Annotated in this window: 12 protein-coding genes; 4 read left to right on the top strand and 8 right to left on the bottom strand. The window is 47.1% G+C overall.

The window, feature by feature from the left end; translation table 11 throughout:
* On the top strand, positions 1-861 hold an 861-nt coding region (locus tag IKG78_RS15975; protein ID WP_290945303.1), incomplete at its 5' end, for a pyridoxal-phosphate dependent enzyme.
* A gap of 198 nt (positions 862-1,059) precedes the next feature.
* On the opposite strand, the gene IKG78_RS15970 is transcribed toward IKG78_RS15975, so the two are convergent.
* Positions 1,060-2,352 carry a fibrobacter succinogenes major paralogous domain-containing protein gene (locus IKG78_RS15970; protein ID WP_290945301.1) on the bottom strand — a complete coding sequence of 431 codons (1,293 nt, stop codon included), beginning with the start codon at positions 2,350-2,352 and terminating at the stop codon, positions 1,060-1,062.
* A gap of 291 nt (positions 2,353-2,643) precedes the next feature.
* Positions 2,644-3,897 (bottom strand): hypothetical protein, encoded by a 1,254-nt coding sequence (locus IKG78_RS15965; RefSeq protein ID WP_290945299.1) that lies wholly within the window; start codon positions 3,895-3,897, stop codon positions 2,644-2,646.
* Positions 3,898-4,044: 147 nt separating this feature from the next.
* Between IKG78_RS15965 and mutL the strand changes: the two genes are divergently transcribed.
* The gene (gene mutL, locus IKG78_RS15960; protein ID WP_290945297.1) at positions 4,045-5,967 is read left to right on the top strand and encodes a DNA mismatch repair endonuclease MutL; all 1,923 of its coding nucleotides are present in this window, start codon (positions 4,045-4,047) and stop codon (positions 5,965-5,967) included.
* On the opposite strand, the gene IKG78_RS15955 is transcribed toward mutL, so the two are convergent.
* The 5 genes from IKG78_RS15955 to IKG78_RS15935 form a co-directional block, all read right to left on the bottom strand.
* Positions 5,929-7,095, bottom strand: a complete 1,167-nt coding sequence (locus IKG78_RS15955; RefSeq protein WP_290945295.1) for a lipid-A-disaccharide synthase — start codon at positions 7,093-7,095, stop codon at positions 5,929-5,931. The genes mutL and IKG78_RS15955 overlap by 39 nt on opposite strands.
* On the bottom strand, positions 7,082-10,942 hold the full coding sequence (gene dnaE, locus IKG78_RS15950; RefSeq protein WP_290945293.1) for a DNA polymerase III subunit alpha: 3,861 nt from the start codon (positions 10,940-10,942) through the stop codon (positions 7,082-7,084). Before dnaE ends, IKG78_RS15955 begins: the two co-directional genes overlap by 14 nt.
* A gap of 157 nt (positions 10,943-11,099) precedes the next feature.
* Positions 11,100-12,077, bottom strand: a complete 978-nt coding sequence (locus IKG78_RS15945; RefSeq protein ID WP_290945291.1) for a glycosyltransferase family 2 protein — start codon at positions 12,075-12,077, stop codon at positions 11,100-11,102.
* Positions 12,078-12,152: 75 nt separating this feature from the next.
* Positions 12,153-14,111, bottom strand: coding sequence for a LamG-like jellyroll fold domain-containing protein (locus tag IKG78_RS15940; protein WP_290945290.1), 1,959 nt, complete (start codon positions 14,109-14,111; stop codon positions 12,153-12,155).
* Between the two features lie 56 nt (positions 14,112-14,167).
* Positions 14,168-14,791, bottom strand: a complete 624-nt coding sequence (locus IKG78_RS15935; RefSeq protein ID WP_290945288.1) for a class I SAM-dependent methyltransferase — start codon at positions 14,789-14,791, stop codon at positions 14,168-14,170.
* Positions 14,792-14,853: 62 nt separating this feature from the next.
* Here IKG78_RS15935 and IKG78_RS15930 point away from each other — a divergent pair, with 62 nt between their 5' ends.
* Entirely contained in the window at positions 14,854-15,795 is a 942-nt protein-coding gene (locus tag IKG78_RS15930) for a lysylphosphatidylglycerol synthase transmembrane domain-containing protein (RefSeq protein WP_290945286.1), read from the top strand.
* A gap of 235 nt (positions 15,796-16,030) precedes the next feature.
* Positions 16,031-17,461 carry a sodium:alanine symporter family protein gene (locus IKG78_RS15925; RefSeq protein WP_290945284.1) on the top strand — a complete coding sequence of 477 codons (1,431 nt, stop codon included), beginning with the start codon at positions 16,031-16,033 and terminating at the stop codon, positions 17,459-17,461.
* 140 nt (positions 17,462-17,601) lie between these two features.
* Here the strand turns inward: IKG78_RS15925 and IKG78_RS15920 are convergent, their stop codons facing one another.
* Positions 17,602-24,945 (bottom strand): hypothetical protein, encoded by a 7,344-nt coding sequence (locus IKG78_RS15920; RefSeq protein ID WP_290945282.1) that lies wholly within the window; start codon positions 24,943-24,945, stop codon positions 17,602-17,604.
* Position 24,946 lies beyond the last annotated feature (1 nt).

Raw genomic sequence — 24,946 nt, 5'->3', positions numbered from 1 at the left:
CTCAGCGCCTACTGCGCTAAGGCAGGCATTCCTTCCATCGTGTTCCTCCCGGCCGGCAAGACAAGCACCGCACAGCTCATCCAGCCGATTAGCAACGGCAGCATCGTGCTTGCGCTCGACACCGACTTTGACGGTTGCATGAAGATTGTTCAGGAAGTCACGAAGGACAATCGCATTTACCTCGCAAACTCGATGAACAGCCTCCGCGTCGAAGGCCAAAAGACGATTTCTCCGGAAATCTGCCAGGAACTCGGCTGGACCGTTCCGGACACCGTGATTATCCCGGGCGGAAACCTCGGTAACGTGAGTGCACTCGCCAAGGGCTTCGAAGACTGCAAAGCCATGGGCCTCATCGACCGCATCCCGCGCATCATCGTTGCTCAGGCCGAAAATGCCAATCCGTTCTTCCAAGCATACGAACGTGGCTTCGACAAGCTCGAACCGGTTCAGGCCAAGAAGACTCTCGCATCTGCAATCCAGATCGGTAACCCGGTCAGCTATCCGAAGGCCGTACGCGCCATCCAGAAGACAAACGGCATGGTCGTAAGCGTCACTGAAGAAGAACTCGCAAACGCAGCCCACCGCGGCGACCGCATCGGCCTCTACTGCTGCCCGCACACGGGTGTCGCTCTCGGCGCTCTCGAAAAGCTCTGTGCCGCAGGCAAGATTGCGAAGGACGAAAACGTCGTCGTCATCAGCACGGCGCACGGCCTCAAGTTCACGGAATTCAAGGTCGCTTACCACGAACAAAAGCTCGCAGACATTGCAAGCAAGTTCGCAAACCCGGTATTCAAGGCCCCCGCCGAAATCGGCGCCGTCATGGACATCTTGAAGAAAGAAATGGCAGCACGCCGTAGATAGTAGACAGAGGTTTGGTTCGGCAGGCTTACTTCGACTCAACTCAGTACAGGTACCAACCTTATATAGGTCCCTGAGCTTGTCGAAGGGGTCATTGGTTATTAGAAAGTCCGCGCGATTGCGCGGATTTTTTTACGTCATTTAGGAGCCTTCGGCAAGCCCCATACATTTTCATAGCTCATCGCCGATGGCTCACCGCAACTAATCTTTAACACAACGAACAGAAAACCCTAAGTCCTTGCTGTAGTCGGGCAGGTGTGCATTGTCTTCGCTGTTGTGCAAATACATGTTATACGCATTGTTGTTGTCGTACTTGTACTCTGTAGAACTCCAGAAATGCGCGTAATTCCCCATGTCGGTGAAATACCCTCCATTGAACCTGAGGCCAGCGAGCAACGCCGAGAACGAGTAGGCATCCGTACCATTTACACTAGTAGACTTAAGCATCTTGCCCGCTATAGATTGGCCCCCAACGGCAGAGAACAACATTTCGAATTCATCTTTTGACGGCAAATGCCAACCACTCGGACATGCTGTTCTCGCTGCATTCCACGTGTAAAGGCGACCATACTCAGCACAATAAAATGATGCATCCATATAGCAATAGCTGCCTGCCCTTACGTAGTTCAAGTTCTGTGCCATCCATGTCTGTGAGCCGATGACGACCGTTTTGTAGGTTTGACCGTCACGAGAGTCAGTAAGAATCCCTTCGACTTCGCTCAAGATGACACTAGAAGAGCTGAGTTTAACAGAAGATGAAGACTCTTCGGCAGACTCGCTTCGACCTTGCTCAGAGCCAACAGAGTCCTTTGAACTGCTGGATAAACTGAGAATGACGGAAGAAGACAAAAGTGCAACACTAGAAGAAGATGGAGTGACACTTGATGAGCTTGGAATAACTGAAGAAGACAAAGACGAAACACTAGAAGAAACCGAGGTTACGCTACTGTTGGATTTTGCAGTACTGCTGCTACATATTTTTTCGGCCAATGCCGAAGACGATAAAGCAGCACGACTTGACGAGGACGTTTCTTGTTTCACGCTAGACGAAGAAACAACCTGTTTAGCACTTGATGAAGAAATTTTTTGCATTTGACTCGAAGACGATTTTTTTTCTTTGGAGTCACTTGACTTTGCACTATTACTTGACGCAACAGCACTGGATGATTTACCCTTTTTGCTGCTACTTGATTCGCTTTTCTTTGCCGCAGACGACGAGCTTTCGGGTTCATCATCTTTTTCACGCTTTTCCCACTTGCGGTCTTTACAAACAAAGACAGCAGATTCATTCACGACCCAAGAGGAATCGCCATCAAGGTTTTTGCTACAGTTAGGAAGTTCATCAATAGATTTCACTTGCAAAGAAAAATCATTCGCATTGATTTCGCTGTTGTTGCCGGAATCATCTCCGCAAGCAGAAAGCAAAAACGCAAGCGAAGCTGCCACGACGCCAACACCCCCAACAGAATTCGGCAAAGAAAAAAAACAATTCATAGTAAATCCCTTCTTTAACACAATGCCAACAATAGTAAAAAAAGAGAAAGGACCCCAAAGGGCCCTTTCCTAAGAAGGAGAAAATATTGAGCGGTTTCCAGAACCTTGAACCTATCAGGAGGGGAGCAATGATAAAGTCGTTTCAGGATTTACCCTTCCAACCAATCTCAACACTCCAAATATACCAATTAGTCTGCGGTTTGGTTCTTTCCTTTTTCTTATTTCTTCACTCAATAAAATTTACCTTTTCTACCTCGTGATTATCATCACGAAATTTAGAACAAAATAAGCCTATTCTTCTCTGAAGATTATCTTGCACTTCGGAACAAAACGGAATCCACCACGGCGATGGCGTTCAATTTCGAAGAATTTCTTGACGCCTTCGCTCGGATGATCCGGATCGTCAGAACCATTGATATGGGCAATGACGCGGTTCAACCGGCTTTCGAAGTTCGGGCGGAGCGGGTCCATGCAAATAGCCGGATCACGCTTGAATTCGCGGTTCTCGTATTCTTCACGACCGGTCACGATGTATTCACGGAGCAAGTTGCGGAGGATTCGAGCCGGCACATTACGCATAAGGTGCTTGCTGTTCACAGAAATTGAGTCGTCGCTCTTGTAATAGACAATCGTGACGGAATCGTTCATGGCATCGAGAAGTTGTTCGTGAGCCTTCTGGATCGGGGCCCATGCGGCAAATTCCTGCTTCACGACAGAACTCATAAGCTTGAGGAACGGTTCGGAAGCGTTCACGTTCGCCTTGAAATTAAATTCGAGAAGATAGACCGGAGCACCGTAGTAGCAGTCCTTTTCGACGAGCAAAGCACCGGTCTTCGGGTCGCGGATGTCCACCAAAGAACGTACACAGGCAATGCTCTTTTCTACGTCGTTCGGCCAATCAAGATTATGTTCCTTGACGCAATCGGCAAACGTGGCATGGCGGCCCACAAGTTCGTCCTTGATGTAGATTCCGCCGTCTTCCTTCATTTCGGCAGGAACCCTGTTTTCAAGAGCTTCAATAAAAGATGTCTGCGTGGCGAGGTAGCTAATGTGTTCGTATGCAGGTGTATTCAAGAGGAGCGGTCCGACGTTGATCATGCTGCGGATCCAGCGCATCGGGTTCGCGGCAAGGACGCCCGGAGTCTCGAACTGGAAAGTGAAGTCCACCCTGCGGTTACCGTCGATAATTTCGTTACGCAGAATGTTGGACTTGGTGAGGAACGGATAACGTTTCGGAATGATTTCCAAGCAAAGTTCGCGAGCATCTTCTGCGGTGTAGAACGAAGAGACGAACGGCAAGTAAGAGCGAAGCACGCTACGAGCGGGAACTGCTTCAAATGCGGCGCAACGCTTCACAATGCGTTCGATGAAGTCGTCTGGATTTTCGCCGCGTTCGTACAGCCATGCGACGATGTTATCCATTATGAATCGGTAAGCGCTTTCATCGACGTAAGAATCTTCGAAGTACAAATCGTTTAGAAGTTTCACGTTGAATCGCGAGTCTCGTTTGACCAAGGTCAAAATGTCCTTGACCGGGTAAGACATGAGTAATTCAATGTGCGCTAGCTGAAGGAATAGATTTGAAACCATTTCACTCACCTCACTTGTTCATAAAAATTCATTAGCTATATTTATAATATAGCAATCAAATAATAAATACCTACGAATTAGTAGCTACAAATAAAGCGAAAAATGGCTGAAATTCACCTTTTATCCGATGAAATCATCAATAAAATTGTTGCTGGCGAGGTTATCGAGCGTCCAGCATCGGCTGTCAAGGAGTTAATCGAGAACGCAATTGATGCCGGAGCGACAAGAATTCAAGTTCAAATAGAGCAAGGTGGAAAGAAAAAAATCCAGGTCACCGACAACGGAAAAGGCATGGGTGCCGAAGACCTGGAACTCTGTTTCTTGCGCCATACTACATCTAAATTAACAAACGCAGACGACTTATTCCACCTCCAGACAAACGGTTTCCGAGGCGAAGCCGTCGCCTCCATCGCAGCGGTATCCAAGCTAACCATCACGAGTGCAACTGAAGAAGGCGAAAGCGGTCGCATCGTCGTGAAAGGCGGAGATGTTGTCGAAAAAGAAGACATCCAGGCAAGCCGAGGCACGACATTCCTCGTCGAAGACCTTTTCTTCAACACGCCCGTACGTCGCACGTTCTTGGGCAGTGAAACTTCCGAATGTTCCCGCATATTAGACATTGTCTTAAAGACAGCCATTTCGCACCCAGAGATTCGCTTTGACTACAAAGTCGGCGATAGAACCGTTTTCACCGGCGTTCCCGGCGAACTCCGCAGCCGCATCGCCGAAGCCATCGGCTCTAAAGTTGCCAAAAGTTTACTGCCCGTCGATTACACCGAAGCGGGCGTCCACGTGAGCGGATTCATCTCCCCCACCACAGAGACAAACGGCAAACGCAACCACCAATTCCTCTTCATGAGGAACCGCCCCATCGAAAACAAGATGGTGAGCAAGGCCGTTTCGCAAGCTTACGAACCGTATGGCGCCCAGTGCAAGCCCGTTACGGTACTGTTTTTGGACATGCCGGACATGGAATTCGACATTAACGTGCACCCGGCAAAACGCGAAGTCCGATTCGCGAACGGCAACTTGGTGTTCCTCGTCGTGACGCACGCCATCCGCGATACATTTACCAAGGACATGGAGGCAAACTCCCCGTTCATCGACTTGAGCGATGAATTTATGGGAAAACCATCAGAGCAAGCTGCACCATCACAGTTGCAAAACGACTTGCCGTGGGAAAACCCATTCGTAAAAACGAATTATGCGGGCATTACCCCAACGAACGCATCATCAAATGCTTCATTTACGGATAAACCTTACACACCGCAACCTAAACCGTCTTTTCAGCAACAAGCTCAAGCGGTAAAAGCGAACACACTTTCTGATAAAAAATCAAAATACGACGTGAGCGACGATGTCCAAGATTTATTTTCGCTCCCCGAGTACGGCAAGATTATTTCTTTGGAACAAGACCTGACCAAGCCGGAACAGCCGCGCGAAGCACCATGGACACCACCCGCATTTTTTCAAATTGCAAACACGTACATCGCAGCAGAAGATTCCAACGGTCTTTTAATCATCGACCAGCATGCTGCGCATACGCGAGTGCTTTTTGAACAAGCAATGGAATCGCTCCAGAACAACATTGCACAGGACAGCCAAGAACTTTTGTTCCCAGAACTCATTGACTTATCCAAGCAAGAAAAAGAAATTTTCCGCAACGTTGACGAACAACTGAAAAAACTCGGATTTTTCGTCGAGCCGTTTGGCGGGGACACATTCCAAATCCGTTCGATTCCAAGTGCCCTCCCGCTTTCACGTGCAGCAAAAGCCGTCCATGATTTCTTGACGGATGTCGATGAAAACGAAACCAAAAACGACATGGTGAAGTTCCAAGAGGCGATTGCAAAATCTTGGGCAAAGACAAACGCTTACCAAGCAGGCGACAAGCTCAAGCCCGAAGAAATCACGGCACTTGTAAGCCAGCTGATGATTACGCAGGATCCGCTCAAGTCGCCTTTCGGGAGTCCTACACTCATGCGTTTAACGCTTGACGAACTCAGCAAGAAATTCAGACACTAGTTCGCTCGAACTCTTGCCGACATTCAACGCTTTGCGGAGACGCAGAGCGATTTCGTCCATCGTCGCAAAATCCAGTTGGAAAATAGATTCAACAATGGAAAGCGCCATGCGTTCATTTAATTTGTCACGAATAATAAATTCTGGAGTCACACCACGACCAATAATCGCATTCGGCAGCGACAAGAAGTCGGTCTTGACCATCAACTTTCCCATGACAAAAGTCAAGAAATCCGGCTCAACACACGCCGCAAAAGGAATCCCGACAAAAGCCATTTCAAGCGTACTCGTCCCGAACGAAGTCAGAGCCGCTGAATACCCCGAATAGAAATTCAAGCGCTCATAAATCTGCTTAGGCGCCACAACGACTTTCAGCCAAGTTGGCAACCGTCCATCATACAGTTTTTCGAGAGCGACCAAAAGCGGAACTTCCAAATAATCTCTCGACGCAACAACAACAACATCGGGAAGCGGTCCCGAATTGCGTTCGGCCCAGGCGTTGCGGTACATTTCAGCAACAGAGACAAATGTCGGCAAATTACGCAAAGCGCTCGTACGGCGGCTCCCCGGCAACAGCAAAATATCCGACTTGAGTTCCGCATACAGCGGATTCCAGCCCGTGACCGGATGCTTGATGCGAATCGTGTCACAGCCCATCTGCTTGTACGCCTCCGCCTCGATATCAAAGAATACGGCCAAACGAATTTTATCAGCCTGCTTAAAAAGGCTTGCACGTTTTGATTTCCACGCCCAAATTTGCGGAGGTGCCACGTAAAGCATGGGCTTCCCCCACTTCTTTGCAAGGCGCGCAAGCCGCATGTTGAATCCAGGATAATCAACAGCCACAATGGCCAAGCACTTTTTCGATTCTGCGGCATCGCTTACAATTTCAAAAACTTTCTTTAACGAAAAATACTTCGGGACAACATCGCCCACGCCCGAAACCGGGAGTTCGTTGTAATCCCACAAAGGCACAAGCCCTTTCTCCTGCATCAACGGCCCACCCACGCCCATGGCCTTAAAGCCAAGCGCAACAGTAGTCGCCACCATCTCGGCGCCAATCATGTCGCCGGAATCCTCTCCTACGCAGAAGAGGATATAAGGAGCATTTTCTTCGTTAACGTTTCGCACGATTCGATACCCAAACCTTCAAAGCGCCTAAATCAGTTCTAAGCCATTGCAATAATTCCTGAGTATATACAACTTTATATTTTTTTAGGACAACTGCGTGCTCAAATCCGGATTCTGTCTCCAAATGGAACACAAATTCACACGGATGCGAGTATTCATCCGCCAAATTGGCCTTCATTTCGACATCTAGCTTGTCCAAGAACTCGTCTGTGAGCATACCCGAATAAAGCGAAACGTGAATGTAGTTCACCATGTCGCAACGCACGCGGTCCAGCTGGATGACTTCTTCGACAATAATCTGGAAGCCGTCACGGTCACGTTGCTGTTCAAGCGAACCCTTCACGAGCACACGGTCGTCAATCGAAACGGTATCGCGCAACCGTTCCCAAACATCTTTCTTGAAGAACAGCTCCACTTCGCCTTGGAAATCCTGAATAGCGCCAGAGCCAATCGTATCGCCGCGTTTAGTTTCGATAGAACGCATCTTGATGACCACGCCACCGACAACGACGATATCGCCCACGTGACGATTGATTTCATCTTCCGAAAGCGAGCAAGTCGTAAAGCCCGAAAGTTCCGGGCGGAATTCATCCAACGGATGCCCGGAGAGGAACAAGCCAAGCACGCTGCGTTCCTTGTTGAGCATCTCCATCGCGGTCCATTCTTCGGCATCTTCCAAGACTTCTGCGGTATTCTGGATCGCAGCCCCGCCGCCGCCCAAGTCGAACAGCGAGACCTGCCCCATCGCCTTGTCTTCTTGGTTGCGCAAGGCCACTTCCAAAGCACGATCGACCGTCGCAATCTGCACGGCACGGCTCCCCGGCAAGTCGTCCAAGGCACCCGCCATAATGAGGCATTCCAAGACCTTCTTGTTCAGCGGTGGGCGTTTTTCTGGCTGAGCGGCCTGGTATTCCGTCACGCGTTTGCAGAAATCAAAAATGTCCTTGTAATTGCCATGGCGTTCGCGTTCCGCGACCACATCTTCGACAACGGCGATACCCACGTTGCGAATCCCCGCAAGGCCGTAAAGAATTTGCCCTTTCGGATTGGCAGAAAATACACCCAACGACGAGTTGATGTTCGGCGACAAAACCTCGATGCCAAGACGCTTGCATTCCAAAATGATCGTCACCGTATCGTCGGTCTTGCCCATCTTCGATGTCATGGACGCAGCCATGTATTCCGGGCCGTAATGCGTCTTGAGGTAAGCGGTCTGGTAAGCGACGTAAGCGTAAGCAGCAGCGTGACTCTTGTTGAACGCGTATCCGCAGAACGGGAGCACGGCGTTCCACACCTTCTGAATCATGTCGCGGTCATAGCCCTTCGCCAAGCACTTTTCGAAGAACTCCGGTTCGAGCTTCGCCATCTTTTCCGGCATTTTCTTTGCCATGATGCGTCGGATATTGTCAGCGCCGCCCAGCGTGTAGCCGCCCAAAATCTGGGCAAGCTTCATCACCTGTTCCTGATACACAATCACGCCGTACGTTTCGCCAAGCACCTGTTCCAAGTCCGGATGATAGCAGTCAATTTCTTCCTTGCCGTTCTTACGGGCAATGAAGTGCGGAATCTGGTCAATCGGCCCCGGTCGGTACAGGGCGTTCATAGCGATAAGGTCAAAGATTCGAGTCGGCTTCAGTTCGCGCAAGTACTTCTGCATGCCCGGAGATTCGAACTGGAACACTGTAGTCGTAAGCCCCTTGCCCAAGAGCTCGAACGTCGCCTTGTCATCAATCGGAATCTTGTTCATCACGAGCTTGATGTTGCGGTTCTGCTCGACCATTCGAACCGTATCCTGAATGATGGACAAGTTGATGAGGCCCAAGAAGTCCATTTTCAAAAGCCCGATGTCTTCGGCGTAATGCTTATCGTACATCACCACCGGCGTATCTTCCGGGGCGGCACGATACAAAGGCGCCAAGTTGTAAATCGGAGTCGGCGTAATCACCACGCCACAAGCATGCACGCCCGTCTGGCGCGGCAAATCTTCAAGCGTTAAAGCAATGTTCCAAAGGTTCTGCAAGCTCGGGCGGCTGTTCACCAGCGCCTGCAACGGTTCCGGACTGTAACCGTCTTCAAGATTGTTGCCCTTCTTGTCCTTACCGGTCCAAGCCTGCTTCAAGCTGAAATTCAACGTACGCTGCGGGAAGAGAGCCGTCACCGCCTTCGCTTCGGCAGGCGCAAAACCAAGCACACGGCCCACGTCGGTAATCACCGCCTTGGACTTGAGCATACCGTAAGTAATAATCTGGCCCACGCACTCCTTGCCGTACTTGTCCGTCACGTACTGGATCACGCGACCGCGGTCCCTATCTGCAATGTCGGTATCAATATCCGGCATGGACACACGTTCCGGGTTCAAGAAACGTTCAAAAAGGAGATCGAAAGTCAATGGGTCAATGTCTGTAATACCGATGATGTAAGTGACAAGCGAACCTGCAGCAGAACCACGCCCCGGCCCCACGGGAATTCCGTGTTCACGAGACCAGTTGATGAAGTCCCACACAATCAAGAGGTAGCCGGCAACGTTCATGTTGCGGATACAGTTGATTTCCTTGTACATGCGCTTGCCCACATCGGTTTCGTGAGCAGGGAACTTAAAATCTTCATCGGGGAATCGCCACTTCAAGCGTTCGTTGCAGAGATGCGTGATATACACATCGGCATCGCCACCGGGCTTGCACCAGCGGTGCGTATTCTTTTCCCAAGCCTTGTTGTCGTCATCGTCAAAGAATTCCGGCTGCGACAAGCGGTCAATTTCTGCATTGTCCACATCCGTCAAGGCATCTTCGGCAATTCCCTTTTCGGCACAGTAATTGGCCTTGACTTTCTTTTTGCGGTCCTTGATAATACCTTTCAATTCGCGTTCACGGATGACCGGATATTCCGCATCGTATTCCGCCTTCATGAGCGCCCGGATGTTCGCGCATTCTTCGCTCGCCAAGAATTCATCGGGAATCTTGAACCTAGGCCAGAAATCATCGCCGATACCGGTCTTGACCGTAAAGTTGCAGCGTTCCGCAATCTTCACTGTATTTTCGATAGCCCCTGGGATATGTCCAAAGAGCTTGACCATTTCTTCTTCGGTGCGGAAATGGAACTGGTCCGTCGGGAAGCGCTTATCCGTAAAGTCATTGAGCGTCGTCTTCAAAGCGATACAGCGCAACACCTTATGCGCCATCGCGTCTTCGGGCTTGATGTAATGCACATCGCCCACCGCGACGACTTCGCGGCCATACTTCTTTGCAAGCTCCACGTTAAATTCATTGACACGCTTTTGCTGCTGAATCCCATTATCGCAAACCGAAATGTACAAGTGGTCGTGGTCAAAAATCTCGTTCAGGCGGTTCATATATTCGACCGCTATAGAATCTCGCCCAGCAGCCACATTTTGACCATAACGGCTAAAGAAGTCCCCAGCAATGGCAATAATGCCTTCCTTAAACTGGTTAATCGTCTCAAGCGGCACGGACGGAATTTCAGCCCAACGGTCACCATCTTCGTAACGGTAACTCACAATGCGCAACAGATTGTAATATCCCTTTTCGTTCTCGACGAGAAGCGTCAAACGTTCAAATGTCGTCGGATCTTTTTGGCTTGCGCTCGGCGTATCCACGTAAATATGGCAGCCATAAATCGTCTTGACCGGCGGGAGTCCCTGCTCCTTACGCTTCTTGTTTAAATCCTTTCCACGAGTCTGGATTTCCAAAATACCAAACATCGCGCCGTGGTCCGTCAACGCCACCGCAGGTGCATTTTCCGCAGCCGCAGCCGCCAAAATGCCATCAAGTCTGGCCGAAGCCTGCAAAATTGAAAATTCAGAATGAGTCTGTAAATGAACGAACGCCATGCTTGCAATTTAGTAAATAGCTATGGGCGCGCTTCGCTTTGGGCTATGGGCACGCTTCGCTCTGGGGCACTTTGAGCTTTTCTAATTACAACAACCTCATACCCCATACCTGAATGGGAGCCGTAGGTGACCGTGCCCATCACCAACATCTAATGTTCTACTTCTCCTGCAAAGGATATGTGGCAAGGAGTTCGCGAACTTTTCCCGTCACGTTCCCATATTTACGTTCGTACTTTTTGCGGGTGGCCCATTCCTTCGGGAACATGCACAAAGCCTGCAACCAGGCTTTAGCAAGAGCCTTGCAAATAGCAACTTTCGAAAGCTTTTTTCCGTCGCCGGATTGCCCAGGGACACCGCCCTTCGCCATGCTTAGATAACGCGCAAAGCCGCGCACCGGGAGTTTCAGGATATCGCCCAACGGCAACAATCGTATTGCCGAGCGCAAGCGGTTGCGTTCCGAATAAAATAATTTCAGCGGGGAATAGCGCACCGTCGTCATCGAGCGTTCATGATAAACCCTCGCCTCGGGACAAAAAACAGTCTTAAAACCAGCCAAGTTGTGCCTAAAATACCACTCCGTTTCTTCAAAGAATAAGAAGAAACTCGCATCCATCTCGCCAGCCGCCTGTGCAGCCGCCTTGCGGAAACTCATCACGGCGCCATAGCATCCAAAGACATCTTTTTCGCGAACATCCGCATCCGCAATGTTCAAACCGCTCGCCTCATTTTTAGCAAAAAGGTCCGGTCCAAACAGCACCCCGACAGCATTCACCACGCCGCTTTTTTCCATCACAAGACTTGCGACAGAACCACATTCCGGATGGCGTTCAAAGCACTGGAGCAATTTTTCGGCCCATGTCGGATCAAACTCCAAATCCATATTGCAGAGCACCTGGATCTCAGAATTCATCTGTTCCAAAAGTCCATTACAGGCGCCAGCATAACCCAAATTCTCGGAACTCTCGATGATTTTACAATCAAGCCCCCGCTCTTTCAGAAGCTGGATAGAATTATCCGATGAAGCGTTATCAAAAACAAAAACCCGGACAGGCACTGTCTGAGCTTTCAAGCTGTTGACGCACTTCGTCAGTTCATCACCGCCATTATAGTTAATTATGCCAACATCTATTTCCATAATTTTATCCAAAAAAAGAAGGGCTCTCCATAACAGGAGTTCCCTTCAAATATAGATTAAATGCAAAGCAAATTACTACAATCCGTAGTAACGGATATAGTCGATTTCGCCGACAAAGAAACGGTTATGCTTTGCTTGCATCATCGCATCGTAACCTATGCCAATGTCATATCCCAAAGCGGACACATCGCCCTTAGCTGCCGCCTTCACTGCCAAATTGTCGTTCTGGAAAACCTTGATGGAATCGGCAGTGCGTTCTACGCGAATCTTAGTCCATTCATCAAGAGCAAGCTTGTCACCTTTATAGAGGTTCCATTCCATGCCATCAACGTCTTCGTCACGGAAGTGAACAGTAAGCACGCCATTGTCGAGGCGAACAATCCAGCCAGTGCCATAGCGTCCAGGAGGTTCTGCCACGATGATATTCTGCATTTCGCCAAACTTGGTCGGTTTCACGCGAGCTTCAACAGCAAAGGTATTGCGCTTGAACGTCTTGGAAAGCGGAACCACCAAACCAGACTTGCCATCGAGAACAACCGTCGTATCGACAACTTCTGGTTCACCCACCAAATACTTCGTGGAGTTATTAGCCATGCGGTCAAGGCCCACAAACGTAGGCTCGTTGAATTCCCATGCGACAAGCGGCTTTTCCACCTTTTCGGTCACAGAACCTTCTGTAAAGGAACCGAGCTTGCCAAAGCGAACATAATCCATTTCACCTATAAAATAGCGGTCATGGAAATTCTGCTGCATGCCGTCATAACCAATGCTCCAATCGTAGGCCATTTGGGTCAAGTCACCCTTATAAGCGGCAGCAACCGTAACCTTGCCATTTTGGAAAAGTTTGACGCTATCGGCACTGCGTTCCAAGCGAATGTCGTTCCATTCATCGAGAGCCATGCGTTCACCCGGGAAAATGCTCCAGTCATCGCCATCCTTTTCAGCATCGCGCAAGTGGACCGTCAAAACGCCCTCGTCAATGCGGAGCTGCCAGCCGTCAACGCCCCTTCCAGGAGGTTCGGCCACAATAATATTCTGCATAGTGCCAAACTTGGTCGGCTTTACGCGTGCTTCCACGACAAAATCGTTAATCTTGATTTTAGAATCAAGCTTCACCGAGAAACCGGACCGACCATCAAAAGCAGCAATCCCATCAACAGCGGAAACCGCACCTTCGGTCACGTCCGCATTGTGCCCGTGGCCCGTCACATCAAGGCCCACGTTTGCGGAATCATTAAAGCTCCATTCGGCAATCCAAGTCTCATCGAGTTTCAAGGAATCGCCTTTTTCGACATGAACGTCCCCACAGCCCTTCGGCGAAGTTTTGCAAGTCGCGGTGGTATCTACCACAGATTCAACCGTATCCTTGATATCCTTCACGACTTCTACGTCAATTTGGTCGATTTTACCATTTTTGCAATGGCACTTGCCGGATTCTTTCTTATCGAAACCGATTGTAATCTTACCTTTCACCGAGATTTCGGCGCCATTACGGAAAGCCCCCTCGATTTTGCCGTTCACCACGATGACAACAACCGATTCGGCATGTTCCACGCGGATATTGTTAAGTTTGTTCTTATCGCAAACTTTATCCGTTTCAAACTTTTTCCATTCGCCATCTGCCTTGTCTCGCCAAGAATAAACAACCGCCCCATCTTCTACTTGAACAATCCAAGCGGCCCCATCGCCATCAACACCAGCCGAGGCAACTGTATAAGTGGAATCGTCCTTAACTGTCACATCGGCGTTGACCGCAATATTGCCATTTTCAAACGTAGAGTCAATCGTAACAGAAGCGTTTTCAAGTTCTTCAGAAGTCGAAGCGTCAAACTGACGAGAATCTACAACGGAACGTCTGTAGAGGGCCATATGGGCCTTAGCGTCCTGAACATTGACTACAGCAATTCCCTCAGACGAAACTTGCTTATCACCAGCTGAAACCGGAGATGAAAAATCATCCGAATTCGAGGAACATCCCGCAATTACACCAAACGTTGCCAAAGCAACAGCGGGAATTAAATATTTTTTTTTCATACCTTCTCCTTTTTTGTATTAAGAAAATAATAATTTTCCACTAAAAAGACAAGAATTTATTTCTTTATTTTGGTCAAAAAACCGTACTGGAACGGGATATAACTGAGGTGACTCAAAATATTCGGCATAAATTTCAACTGCTTGCGTATCCCCACGATACGCTCGACTTCAAGGCCGTTTTCCTTGGCAAAACGGATAAAGCTTTTCTTGGTCCAGAAGGTCTTGTGGTTGATGTCTAGAACACCCAAGGCCTTTTCTCCTTGATCCACCTTGACATAGCGGAAATCACGCGTGATGATAATCTTGAGAATATTCTCGACACAGATAAAGTTCGGGAGAGACAACAAGATATGTCCCTCCGGAGTCAAGTGATTCTTGCAAAAATTGATTAAATCCACAGGATCATTTACATGTTCCAACACGTCACACATGACAATCAGGTCAAACTTTCGGTCTTCTTTATAGTCTTCGTATAACACATGATGGTATTCGTTGAAACCGCCCGGAAAATTATCTGCCGTCTGGCAGTCCGTTCTTTGTTCGGGTTCAATAGCCACTTTGTAGGAATCTTTCGGGTAAATAACACAGTTCTTGCCAGAACCGGCCCCTATTTCCAAAACACTTTTGGCATCTTTAGGAACCAACATCGCGATATCATAACGAATTTTATTCGGATACATAAAAACCTCTTTTGTTTAAATATAAATTTTTCCTTCGTAAAAAAAAGCTATTATTGTGGCTAATGGCAACCGATAAGGCAAGCAAGAGGCTATTTGTCAAGCGAATCATCCAACTTCTCGTAAGTGTTGGTGGTTTTGCCTACATTTTTTACAAAATACCTTTAGCAGAAGTCGCCGCAAACTGGAACATCGGCATGACTCCGTGGATTATCGCGATGCTTATTGCGGCAACGCTTATCATGGCTATTCAAGCGAACCGCTGGAAAGGGCTTTCGGTGCAAGGGCCAGAAATTCCATTCAAAACATACTACGCCTACACGGCCATGGGCTACTTTTTCAACAACTTGCTCCCGACCGGGTTCGGCGGCGATGCCGTCAAGTCGCTTGCGTTCGGCAAAAAATTCAACCAGACGAGTCAATCGGTTTCCGCAGTTTTGCTTTCCCGCATCCAAGGACTGCTAGCGATGTTCCTGTGTTTCTTTATCGCGCTCCCTTTTGCACTGAACAAGGCAGAAATTCCATTGGGCTATACTCTAGTCATGACGGTGGCGCTCTTCGCCTGCATGGCATTTATCGTCCTTTGCCTTTTTTCGGACAAGTTTCCAATTCCTCATTTTATCACGAACAAGCTTACTTTTATTCCCAAGTTACAAACAAGTCTCTCCATTTACAGAAAGCACAAGAAACAACTTTTACTTTCGTCGCTGGATTCGCTTTGGTTGCAGCTGTTGACGCTGTTCACAGCGTATGCATATTTTAAGGCCGTCGGCGAAACTATCGACATTAGCATTTTGGTCGTTTTCACGAGCATTACCATCGTCGTTTCGATGCTCCCCATTTCGCTAAATGGCATTGGTGTCCGCGAAGGGACTCAAGTGGCCCTATTTACCGGAATTCTCGGAATTCCTGCTTCCGTCGTGCTCTCCGCAGGACTCTTAGGCTATATTCCCCTGCTGTTTCAAGCCGCACAAGGAGCGGTAGTGTTAGTGGGAAGTAGGCGGTAAACAGTGGTTAGTGGTTAGTGATTAGTAAACAGTAGGAAGTGTGCAAGGTGTCATCCTGAAGGGTTCGCAGAAACCGATAGGATCCCGTAAAATTAAGAGGTTAGAGGTATGGGGTTTGGGCACGGTCGCCTTCGGCTCCAAGATGACGTTCCTAAAACCTTATTTTCGCAGACTACTAGAGTTTTCTATTTTTACTACTGTCAAATAAATTCATCAATCACAATTAGGAACATTTATGGAAACACTAAATTCCATTCTCGATTCGATTGACGGATACGTGTGGGGCGTCCCCCTCATCGTCGTCATTCTTTTCGTGGGCATATTGCTCACCATCCGGCTCGGCTGTTTGCAAGTCTTAAACTTACACAACGCGCTGCGTTTCATGCTCCACAGCGAAAAAGACGGCACGGGCGAAGTCTCCAGCTTTGGAGCACTCTGCACGGCGCTTGCCGCGACAATTGGCACAGGTAACATTGTCGGTGTTGCAACAGCTATCGGCACTGGAGGCCCAGGCGCCTTATTCTGGATGGAAGTAGCAGCATTCCTCGGCATGGCGACAAAATACGCCGAAGGTTTGCTCGCCGTCAAATACCGCAAAGTCGGAAGCGACGGCAAAGTTTTAGGAGGTCCGTTCTACTACATCGAAACGGGCATCAAGGAGCGTTTCGGTTGGAACATGAAATGGCTTGCCGTAACATTCGCTGTTTTCGGCATGGCCGCCGGCCTCTTTGGCATTGGCACCATCACGCAGGTGAACGGTATTACAAGCGCTATGGCACGCCTCACTCCAGGCGCCATTGAATTTGTCAATATCGGCGGGAACTCCATAAGCGTCACTACGGCAATCGCAGGACTCCTGGTCACCATTTTCTCTGCAACCGTGATTATCGGCGGACTCAAGCGCATCGCCAAAGTCTCGACCTACATCGTCCCCATCATGGCAATAGTCTATATCCTCGCTTGCCTGCTCCTGCTGCTTTTGAACTTCGCACAAATTCCGATCGCCATCCAGACGATCGTGCAAGCGGCATTCAACCCTTCCGCCATCACAGGCGGCGCCGTCGGTTCCATCTTCATCGCCATGCAAAAAGGTATCGCCCGTGGCATTTTCAGTAACGAAGCAGGCCTCGGTTCAGCTCCGATTGCAGCCGCAGCAGCAAAGACAAAAGAGCCGGTACGCCAAGGCTTGGTTTGCATGACAGGCACCTTCTTCGATACGATTATCATTTGCACGATGACAGGCCTTGCAATTGTCGTATCCGGCGCTTGGGATCCTAAGCTTGGACTCGAAGGCGTGAACATCACGATGGAAGCGTTCTCCCGCGGGCTTGCAATTATCCCAAGCGGAGCCGCAATCGCCCCCTACTTCCTCGCGATAGCTCTTGTATTCTTTGCATTCACGACGATTCTTGGCTGGGCATATTACTCCGAAAAATGTTTGCAGTACTTGATTGGCCACAAGGACAAAAAAGCAATCCTCGCCTTCCGTTGGCTCTATATTTTTGCAATTTTCATCGGACCTTATCTCACTGTTAGCGCGGTCTGGACAAGTGCCGACATTTTCAACGGACTGATGGCATTCCCGAACTTAATAGCACTTATACTGCTCTCCGGCATCGTCGCAAACGAAACAAAAACGTTCCTCGCAAAATTTAAGAAAGGATAAAAACCGTAATCTAAGAAAAAACTTTTGAACCACCAGTGAGCTGGTGGTTTTCTGTTTATACGAAAAAGCTCCCCTGCTGGGGAGCTTTAAAAATTAAGCCAAAAATACTTCTGCTAGCAAAAGCGTTTAAATCAACCCGTTTATTGCTTTCCGACCCAACACGTCATAGAACGTCCTGGCAAGCAATCCGTCGTAAAGGTTCCTGTACACGATCTTTCCGATTCGCCATAACCATGTCCATCGCAAACCTGAACTTGGACTTCGTTATATTGACCCGCCGAATTACCGCCAACAACCTTATCAAAAGAACCGGTACAACGTAGCCACGTCGAATTATATTGTTCCGTCATCGTAGAAACTTCTACAGTATATCGGCAAGGCACAGTCGTTTTAGCGTCGCGCGAAGTAATCGTGACAGATCCCGATACTTCAACATCATTCACAACAATATCCGCAGAACAAGAAGCTGTACCATTGCTACCACCTGTTACACTATACGTATATGTGTGGGTTCCCACAGTCGCTGGAGTAACAGTATAAAGTCCACTGCAATTCGGCGCATTGACGACGCCAGTTCCGGTAAATGTCGAATTATGGCAAGCACCATCATAATTAGGCGTCAAATTAACCGATTCACCAAGCGAAATTTCAAAGCTGCTAAATTCGCAATTAATCGGACCCGTATTCTTCACGTCTCCGGAGGCTGTACTTGCAAACTTAACCTTAAAGGTGCACGATTTAGACCTGTCACTAACATTCTGATCTGTAGCCCTCAACGTGTATTTTCTTTCTCCCGAAGCATTAGCATCCGTGAACGAAAGACTGCCAATATCGTAGCCTTCACTCTTCACAGAAGCTCCATCCAAAATTTGGAAACTGCAACTAGAGCAATACTCAACAGAGGCTCCGTTTAGCGGAATCGGATCGGTGGGACTCTGATTTTTAACATCGTCAGGGCATGTCAATTCTATGGGCGGCACATACGTTACCTTGAAAGAGCAATCACTAGAATGTCCCTTGTTGTCAGATGCCACAAACGTATAATACCGAACATCCGTAGCCCCTGGACCCGGAGAGTCAAAGGCAAAATTAATACGGTCACTACTGCCTTTTTCTTCCCCATACGAATCCACGACTTTATACGTACACGGATTACAATTTCGGACACTGGCGTTCGTTACAGGAACTTGTTTCGCCGGATTCTGATTTTCAACATCGTCGGGGCATGTCACTTCTATTTTCGATACAAAATGGACATCGAAAGTACACTGATGACTGTTGCCATTACTAGTGGCTTTCAAAGTGTAAGTTCTTTTCCCGACGGCATTCAAATCGTAGAATGTCAATTCATTGTTCGAATTTTTCGTTTCAGAACCATACAAGATGTCAATTTTGCAATCTTCATCAGGGCAATTTCTAATTTTCGCGCTTCTAACATCAATTTCATCTTCTGGATAATGATTTGCAAATGTGCCAGGGCACACCACTTTGGGAGTCGATGCAGAACTGTTCAAATCAGAGGAACTACTCGAAACATCTTCTTCGGCACTGCTCATTGCCGTAGAACTGCTTGAAGAAGCGTTTTTATCGAATGGCAAATGGCATCCCGGAACGGCAACACCGTTCAAATAAAGTTGTGCGGAATAACCAGAAGTAATACCCTTTCTGTGAATCTTTTGATCAAAATGCTCCCCTTTTCCCCTCATGGGCTCTTTCGGTTCCTTTTGGACTTCTTTACCGAGAGGATCGAAAACAACAACTTGAATTTTCCATTCAGAGCCATCTGTAGCAGGGACAACATCAGCCGTAAATTCATAATCTTCGTGTTCGAGTATCTCTTTCCCTGGTCCATGTTCTTCTTTCTTTTCAAGCTGGCAATTCGAAACTTCAGCAGCACTTGCGTTCGCGACAGTCACCGTACCGCATTCTTTAGCGTCTCCGCCGAACACGCTCACGTAATAAGTATAATCGCCAATCGGCAAGGCCGGAAGGTTATTGAGGGTTGGAGTCCAAAAACCGCTAGCAGAAACAGTCCCCGTCACGGATTCTCGCCCTTCAACCTTTGCAGTATATTCGCAACCAGAACTCGGGCATCCCGTAAACGAGAACGTCAACGACGGCATACCTTCACCCGTTTCCACCACAGTTTTATCAATACTACATGTGACATCAATCGGCGAAATAGTCACAGCCTCCGTCAAGCAGCTAACTTCGCCACCATCATTGCTTACCGCCTTGATTTCAAAAGTACGTTCAACAGCGTTCCCAGTAGAATTGACATAATTGTACAAATCATCACCATCTACAAAAACGAATGAACCATCACTAGGACAAGAGACTTTGTCCAACTTTGTGTTGATGCCATCCGTAACAGAACATCCGTTGGCAGCAGCACCTTCAATGTTCGTGATCGTTGAAGTCAAATTCCAAGAAATACCGTTAAATGAAGCATGGCAGTTGCTTATGCCCAAGGCATTCGGGCAAGACGACATGACGGTATTCACTCGATATGGATAGAGCGAACTCTTTAGCACAATTGATTTTACAGCTTGCGGGTTAAAAGACTCCACATTCGACATGTCGTTTACATCAAAGGATTGGTTTCCGTTTGCATTGATTTCTCGCGGAAGACTGAGAACGCCATTTTCGTCTTTCAAGTACAAATTAATTTTATCATTTTCCGTTTCTGCAAATTCTGAAATATTGATCCATAACGTCGAACTGCGGAGATTGACAATTCCATCGTGATCATTGACAGGAATTTCAATTTCTTCGTCAGCGTTTGCATATTGAGGCGAATTAGAACTAAGGATTTCTGCATTTTGCGAACAACTCGTAATTTCGCCGACCCAGAATGCACCACAACTGCTCCACGTCCCATCGAGACTGGTTTGTTGATTTTCACAGGAAATTTTGACTTTCGCATCATTCATGCCCGTCTTTACAGTAATTTTTCTCCCAGGCATATTAATATTATTGTACGAATATTCTTGGACCGTACCGTGAGCACCTTCTTCCGAGAAATTATACGTTGAATCGTCTAATAAGGCACCAAAATAATTGCCATTTACGTCATATTCTTCCCGCCAAGACTTGAACCATTCTTTATTGAAAGTACGGCCATTACATCCATACACAGAATTTCCAGTACCGTTATCGCATCCATTGTAGTAATAAGACACCGTACAATTATGTTTTTCGTACCAGCTAGAGACGCCAACCCATGGCGTTACATCCTTGTTCTTCGGAACAATACCGCCTATATAATTTGCAGCAAAGGAGCAATTGATTTTCGGATTTTCAAAGCATTCTTCTGTAAAATAAAAACTACTCCAGCCGATATCGTATATTTTGAACGAAGGATCGGATATATTAAATCCAACATAACGGGCATGCTCGTCACGCGAACCTAAATAAGACGAAATATCCATTTCGGCAAAAGCTATTTTTCCATCCACGGTAGCGGTAATTTCCAGTTTATTCGACAAAGTTAGATCAATGTTCAATTTGATCATGTCTTCGGAATTCAAACTGATCGCCCCCGAAGAAGCCGTTTTGAAAGTTGTATTCGTGCAGTTTTCACTCTTCACAGAATGGATGCTTGCAGAACCCTGACAAACTCGAGCGGTCAAGGTCTTTCCATTAGCCGCATTGCCATAAATATTCAACAACGTAAACGAACTTGCAGTGGCATCAGAACTGAATATAAAGCCAGAATTCAAGCTCTTGGAGCTATTTTCCAAAATCGTAGTCTGTATCATGGTCGTCATGGTGCCATGAATACCGGCCTCTCTGGTACTTAAAATAATAGTCGAACTTTCGTTAAGCATGTCGCTGCCCGACTTAATGAACCCATTTTGAATAGCGGGAGCGATATTTGCGCCATTTCTGTTGTTCGGATACATGAGCTGCCAATCCGCATTTGCGCCGGACACGGTACAAGAAGAACCATTTCCACCTTCGCAAGTGTTAATGCATTTCGTATTGCTACCTCCAGAACAGAATGCCGTCAAATCCGTAAAGTCTTCGTAGAAGCAATGTTTGTCTTTATCATTAAAAACAGCGGTAAGCGTATTGTTTGCCGTAATTAGCGGTATTTCAAATTCACCGCTCGTCGATGCAGGAACAGGGCAGTTATAGCCATCGCATTCCCAACGAGAGAACCCGTCTTCGCCATCCAAGGTATAGCTAGCCTTTACTTTCCATCCGGCATAGACATAGCAAACAATATCCCCATCACTGTTGTGTTTGCAAATATCATTATCCGAAGTGACTTCCCGATATTCTTCATTACCGCTCCTGGCAAAAACATTAACATGGGTACCATCATTGCCAATGTCTTTTGTCTTCACCGTCAATGCGTACTGTTTTCGTTTTAGTGAAGCGTAAAGCATATATTCGCCGTTTTCCACCGTATTCGTGATAGTGTTGTTCTCTGTCGGCAACACAAGTTCGCAATAACTCGGAATGTTGCTTTGGCCCTTCAAAGAAATAGCCGTATTGACCCCCACATTCCATTTATTGTTTTCTTCCATCACGGTCACGTTTGTTCCCGAAGCCCTTATCCATTCACCCGAAACTAAATTATCGCAATCGGGCGCTCTGACGATTTCATTGAAGGGCTTTTCAAGACAAATGGTCTGGTTTTCCGTTTTACTACAGTATTGACTAATGGAACCTCTCTGGACCGTCACATAGCCTGTCATGATAACACGTTCCGATGACGGCGAGGCTATCGCGCACCCTTCCATGGGAGTCATTAAATGGAAATACACACTCCCTTGCCTTGCAGCAGAATTAGTCGTCACCGTAAACAAATCAACTTCAGAAATATTCGGTTGCAACGTCAATGTGTAAATATTTTCTGCATTTGAGCTACTACGGAGCGTCATTGACACACCCGATGATGGCGTTACAGTCCAGCCATCAGGAGCTTTGGATACGGAAATATCGACTTTAATAGGTTCAGCACGAGTCGAGGCCCCCACAATAGCCGAAACCGTTACCGCGCCATCAGTTGTAATTTCTTGAGTGGAAGTCCCCAAACTAACAGTCGGAATTGTTCCAGTTTCTCCGTTGACAACGACATAGAACGGCAAATTCCCATAAGTGGAGCTATTGTATTTACAACTGTAAATCCCTTTAGTCAATTGGTTTCCGTTCTCGTACAATTTAGTGGTTGTATTCAAAGCAGGATCGCAAGAAACATTCGTAGAACCCGATTCACTTGGACCGTTCAAATACACAACACTGTAATAATCAGAAAGTTTACCTACAGGATCCTTGGTCAAGTAAATCACACGCGGAAGAATAATGGCAGAAGGAGCAATGGATTCAGCCGCGTTATCGCCGGATTCCTCGACTTTTTCCTTCGATTCGTATTGAGATTCCATCAAAATGCCAAGTTGCGGCGAGGTCGCAATAAAATAGGAATCGTATTGAGTTGCCACAGCGATTATATCGTCTTCGCTAACCGTTTCTCCCGTCACTAACGACGTATATTCAGGATTTTCCTTAATAATACCCGCTGTAAGCAGGGCTGTCAAAACATCACCGTTATATTCAAGATTGCATCCACCCTGGTATTTCAACAACTTTTTGCCATTGGCCATGACAACACTACCCTTAATATGGAGATTGTTGATTTCGCCAATATCACCCTTAGAAAAGATAAAGTAATTGTATTCGAAACCTTTGCGGCCTTGAAGCTGACCATCGGCACCCAGCTTCGTTCCTTTTTCCAAATAGAGCATTACTATGCTACCCGGTGTCGTAGGAGGTATTTTCGTTTGCCCCACAACTTCTGGTGCGTAAATAACAAATTTTCCATCCAGACTTTCACTGACATCACCTTCGATTCCAAACGGGTCATTCCATTCAATAATCAAGAAACCATTATAAAGGCTGTTTTTTTTGTTTAAATAACAGCTATTTAATTTTTTAATGACGTCATCCGTAAAGTCAAAGCTATCTCCTAAACCGCAAACAGTATTTGCCTTGGCTCTTTTCCAATCCGCCTCATTTTTCGTCAAAATCGGTTGAGGAATTTGTCCAGGGTCCGAGCCAGAAGACGCTTTGATCATTCTTCCATAACGGTTCAATTTATCGATGCTCGACCAATATTTCCATACACGTTCGCCAGAATTATAGTCAGGAATATTCTTTAAAACGTTATCGGTCGGACTCCAGCTAGAAATACGTTGGTGTGTATGAATGTTATTTGCATTAAACGAGAAAATTCGCCCTCTTTTGCAATTTTTTCTGTCATCGTTACAAAAATCCCTACCATAACTATCAAAAGGCCGAGTGTATCCATCCATATAGACACCGTACGCCATCGGAGTATCGCCAAAATCATAAACTTTATGATCCTGCTGAGTTTCTATAACAAATGGAGAACTGGCATACTGATAAACATCACCGCCTACAACAAATCCTCGCTTGCCTTCAGAATCGCCGCAATTATTACCTTCACTGCAATGCGCTTTTATTTTATATGGGAAATAGAGATTTTTACCGATACTAAATTTGGTATTGTTGTTGACATAGTGCGTCAATTCAAGCTGTTCTTCAGGATAAGAATTTTGGTTAGTAAAGACCCAGTTCCATCCTACATCCACATTAAAATCATTCTCTCTAAGAATATGCCCGCCAAAGGTAAAATTCCTTGAAACATAGACCTTGCAGTCTTTGCTAATATCGCCTTTTACATATAAATCACCATATACAGTTATGGACTGACCATTTGCGCATGTGACATTCCCCCCGATGTAAACAACTACTGTATCATAAGGAGGTTCAGAACCGTATGTCGTCGAACCTGCTTTATTTTCTAAATTGCCTGCCAAATAAAAATCACCATAGTGGTTCATCGCAGAACCGTATTCTGCAAAGCCCGTAACAATCATGTCTCCTTTGATTTTAGGATTATTGCTGTAAGTCCAGTTTCCGTTGATGTTTCCCGAACCAATAGCATCATCACCCGTAATACCTTCGCTTCCGCCATGGAACGCCTTGTTGAACGTGATATTCATGCTTTCTTGAGGGACTTTTACACGATACAAGCCACTGACATTGAGTATCGCGGCCTCCGTATGTACAGCCCCGTTACGGGACGTCCCTTTAGAAATCAATTTAAACTTATACGAACTGACATTTGAAGTATCGACAGCCGTCAGCCAAATAGAATTACTTTGTCCATCGCGATTCAAATTATGCAATACAGGATTCAACAATACCGGTTTGTTATTGTCAAAGAACTGCTTGACGATGGCACCAACTTCGTTGGCATGGTTGGACATCCAAGCGCGAGCATTTTCAATACCCGCAATGGACATTTGGTACGCTTCTTGCTTTTGCAACCTGGATGCACTGGAGCGATTCTCAGACGTAAGCCATTTGAAAGTCGCCGTTGCAGCAATCGTCGCTACAAGCATGAAAAGAAGCACGGTTATTAAGGACACACCCTTCTTTGAATAAGACATC

The organism is Fibrobacter sp. (assembly GCF_017545445.1).
GTDB lineage: Bacteria > Fibrobacterota > Fibrobacteria > Fibrobacterales > Fibrobacteraceae > Fibrobacter.
This window is presented reverse-complemented; position numbering and strand designations above follow the sequence as displayed.

Coding starts and splice junctions, on each gene's coding strand:
- mutL (WP_290945297.1), top strand. CDS start 4,045: ATGGCTGAAATTCACCTTTTATCCGATGAAATCATCAATAAAATTGTT.
- IKG78_RS15920 (WP_290945282.1), bottom strand. CDS start 24,945: ATGTCTTATTCAAAGAAGGGTGTGTCCTTAATAACCGTGCTTCTTTTC.
- IKG78_RS15945 (WP_290945291.1), bottom strand. CDS start 12,077: ATGGAAATAGATGTTGGCATAATTAACTATAATGGCGGTGATGAACTG.
- dnaE (WP_290945293.1), bottom strand. CDS start 10,942: ATGGCGTTCGTTCATTTACAGACTCATTCTGAATTTTCAATTTTGCAG.
- IKG78_RS15930 (WP_290945286.1), top strand. CDS start 14,854: ATGGCAACCGATAAGGCAAGCAAGAGGCTATTTGTCAAGCGAATCATC.
- IKG78_RS15965 (WP_290945299.1), bottom strand. CDS start 3,897: ATGTCTTACCCGGTCAAGGACATTTTGACCTTGGTCAAACGAGACTCG.
- IKG78_RS15970 (WP_290945301.1), bottom strand. CDS start 2,352: ATGAATTGTTTTTTTTCTTTGCCGAATTCTGTTGGGGGTGTTGGCGTC.
- IKG78_RS15940 (WP_290945290.1), bottom strand. CDS start 14,111: ATGAAAAAAAAATATTTAATTCCCGCTGTTGCTTTGGCAACGTTTGGT.
- IKG78_RS15925 (WP_290945284.1), top strand. CDS start 16,031: ATGGAAACACTAAATTCCATTCTCGATTCGATTGACGGATACGTGTGG.
- IKG78_RS15935 (WP_290945288.1), bottom strand. CDS start 14,791: ATGTATCCGAATAAAATTCGTTATGATATCGCGATGTTGGTTCCTAAA.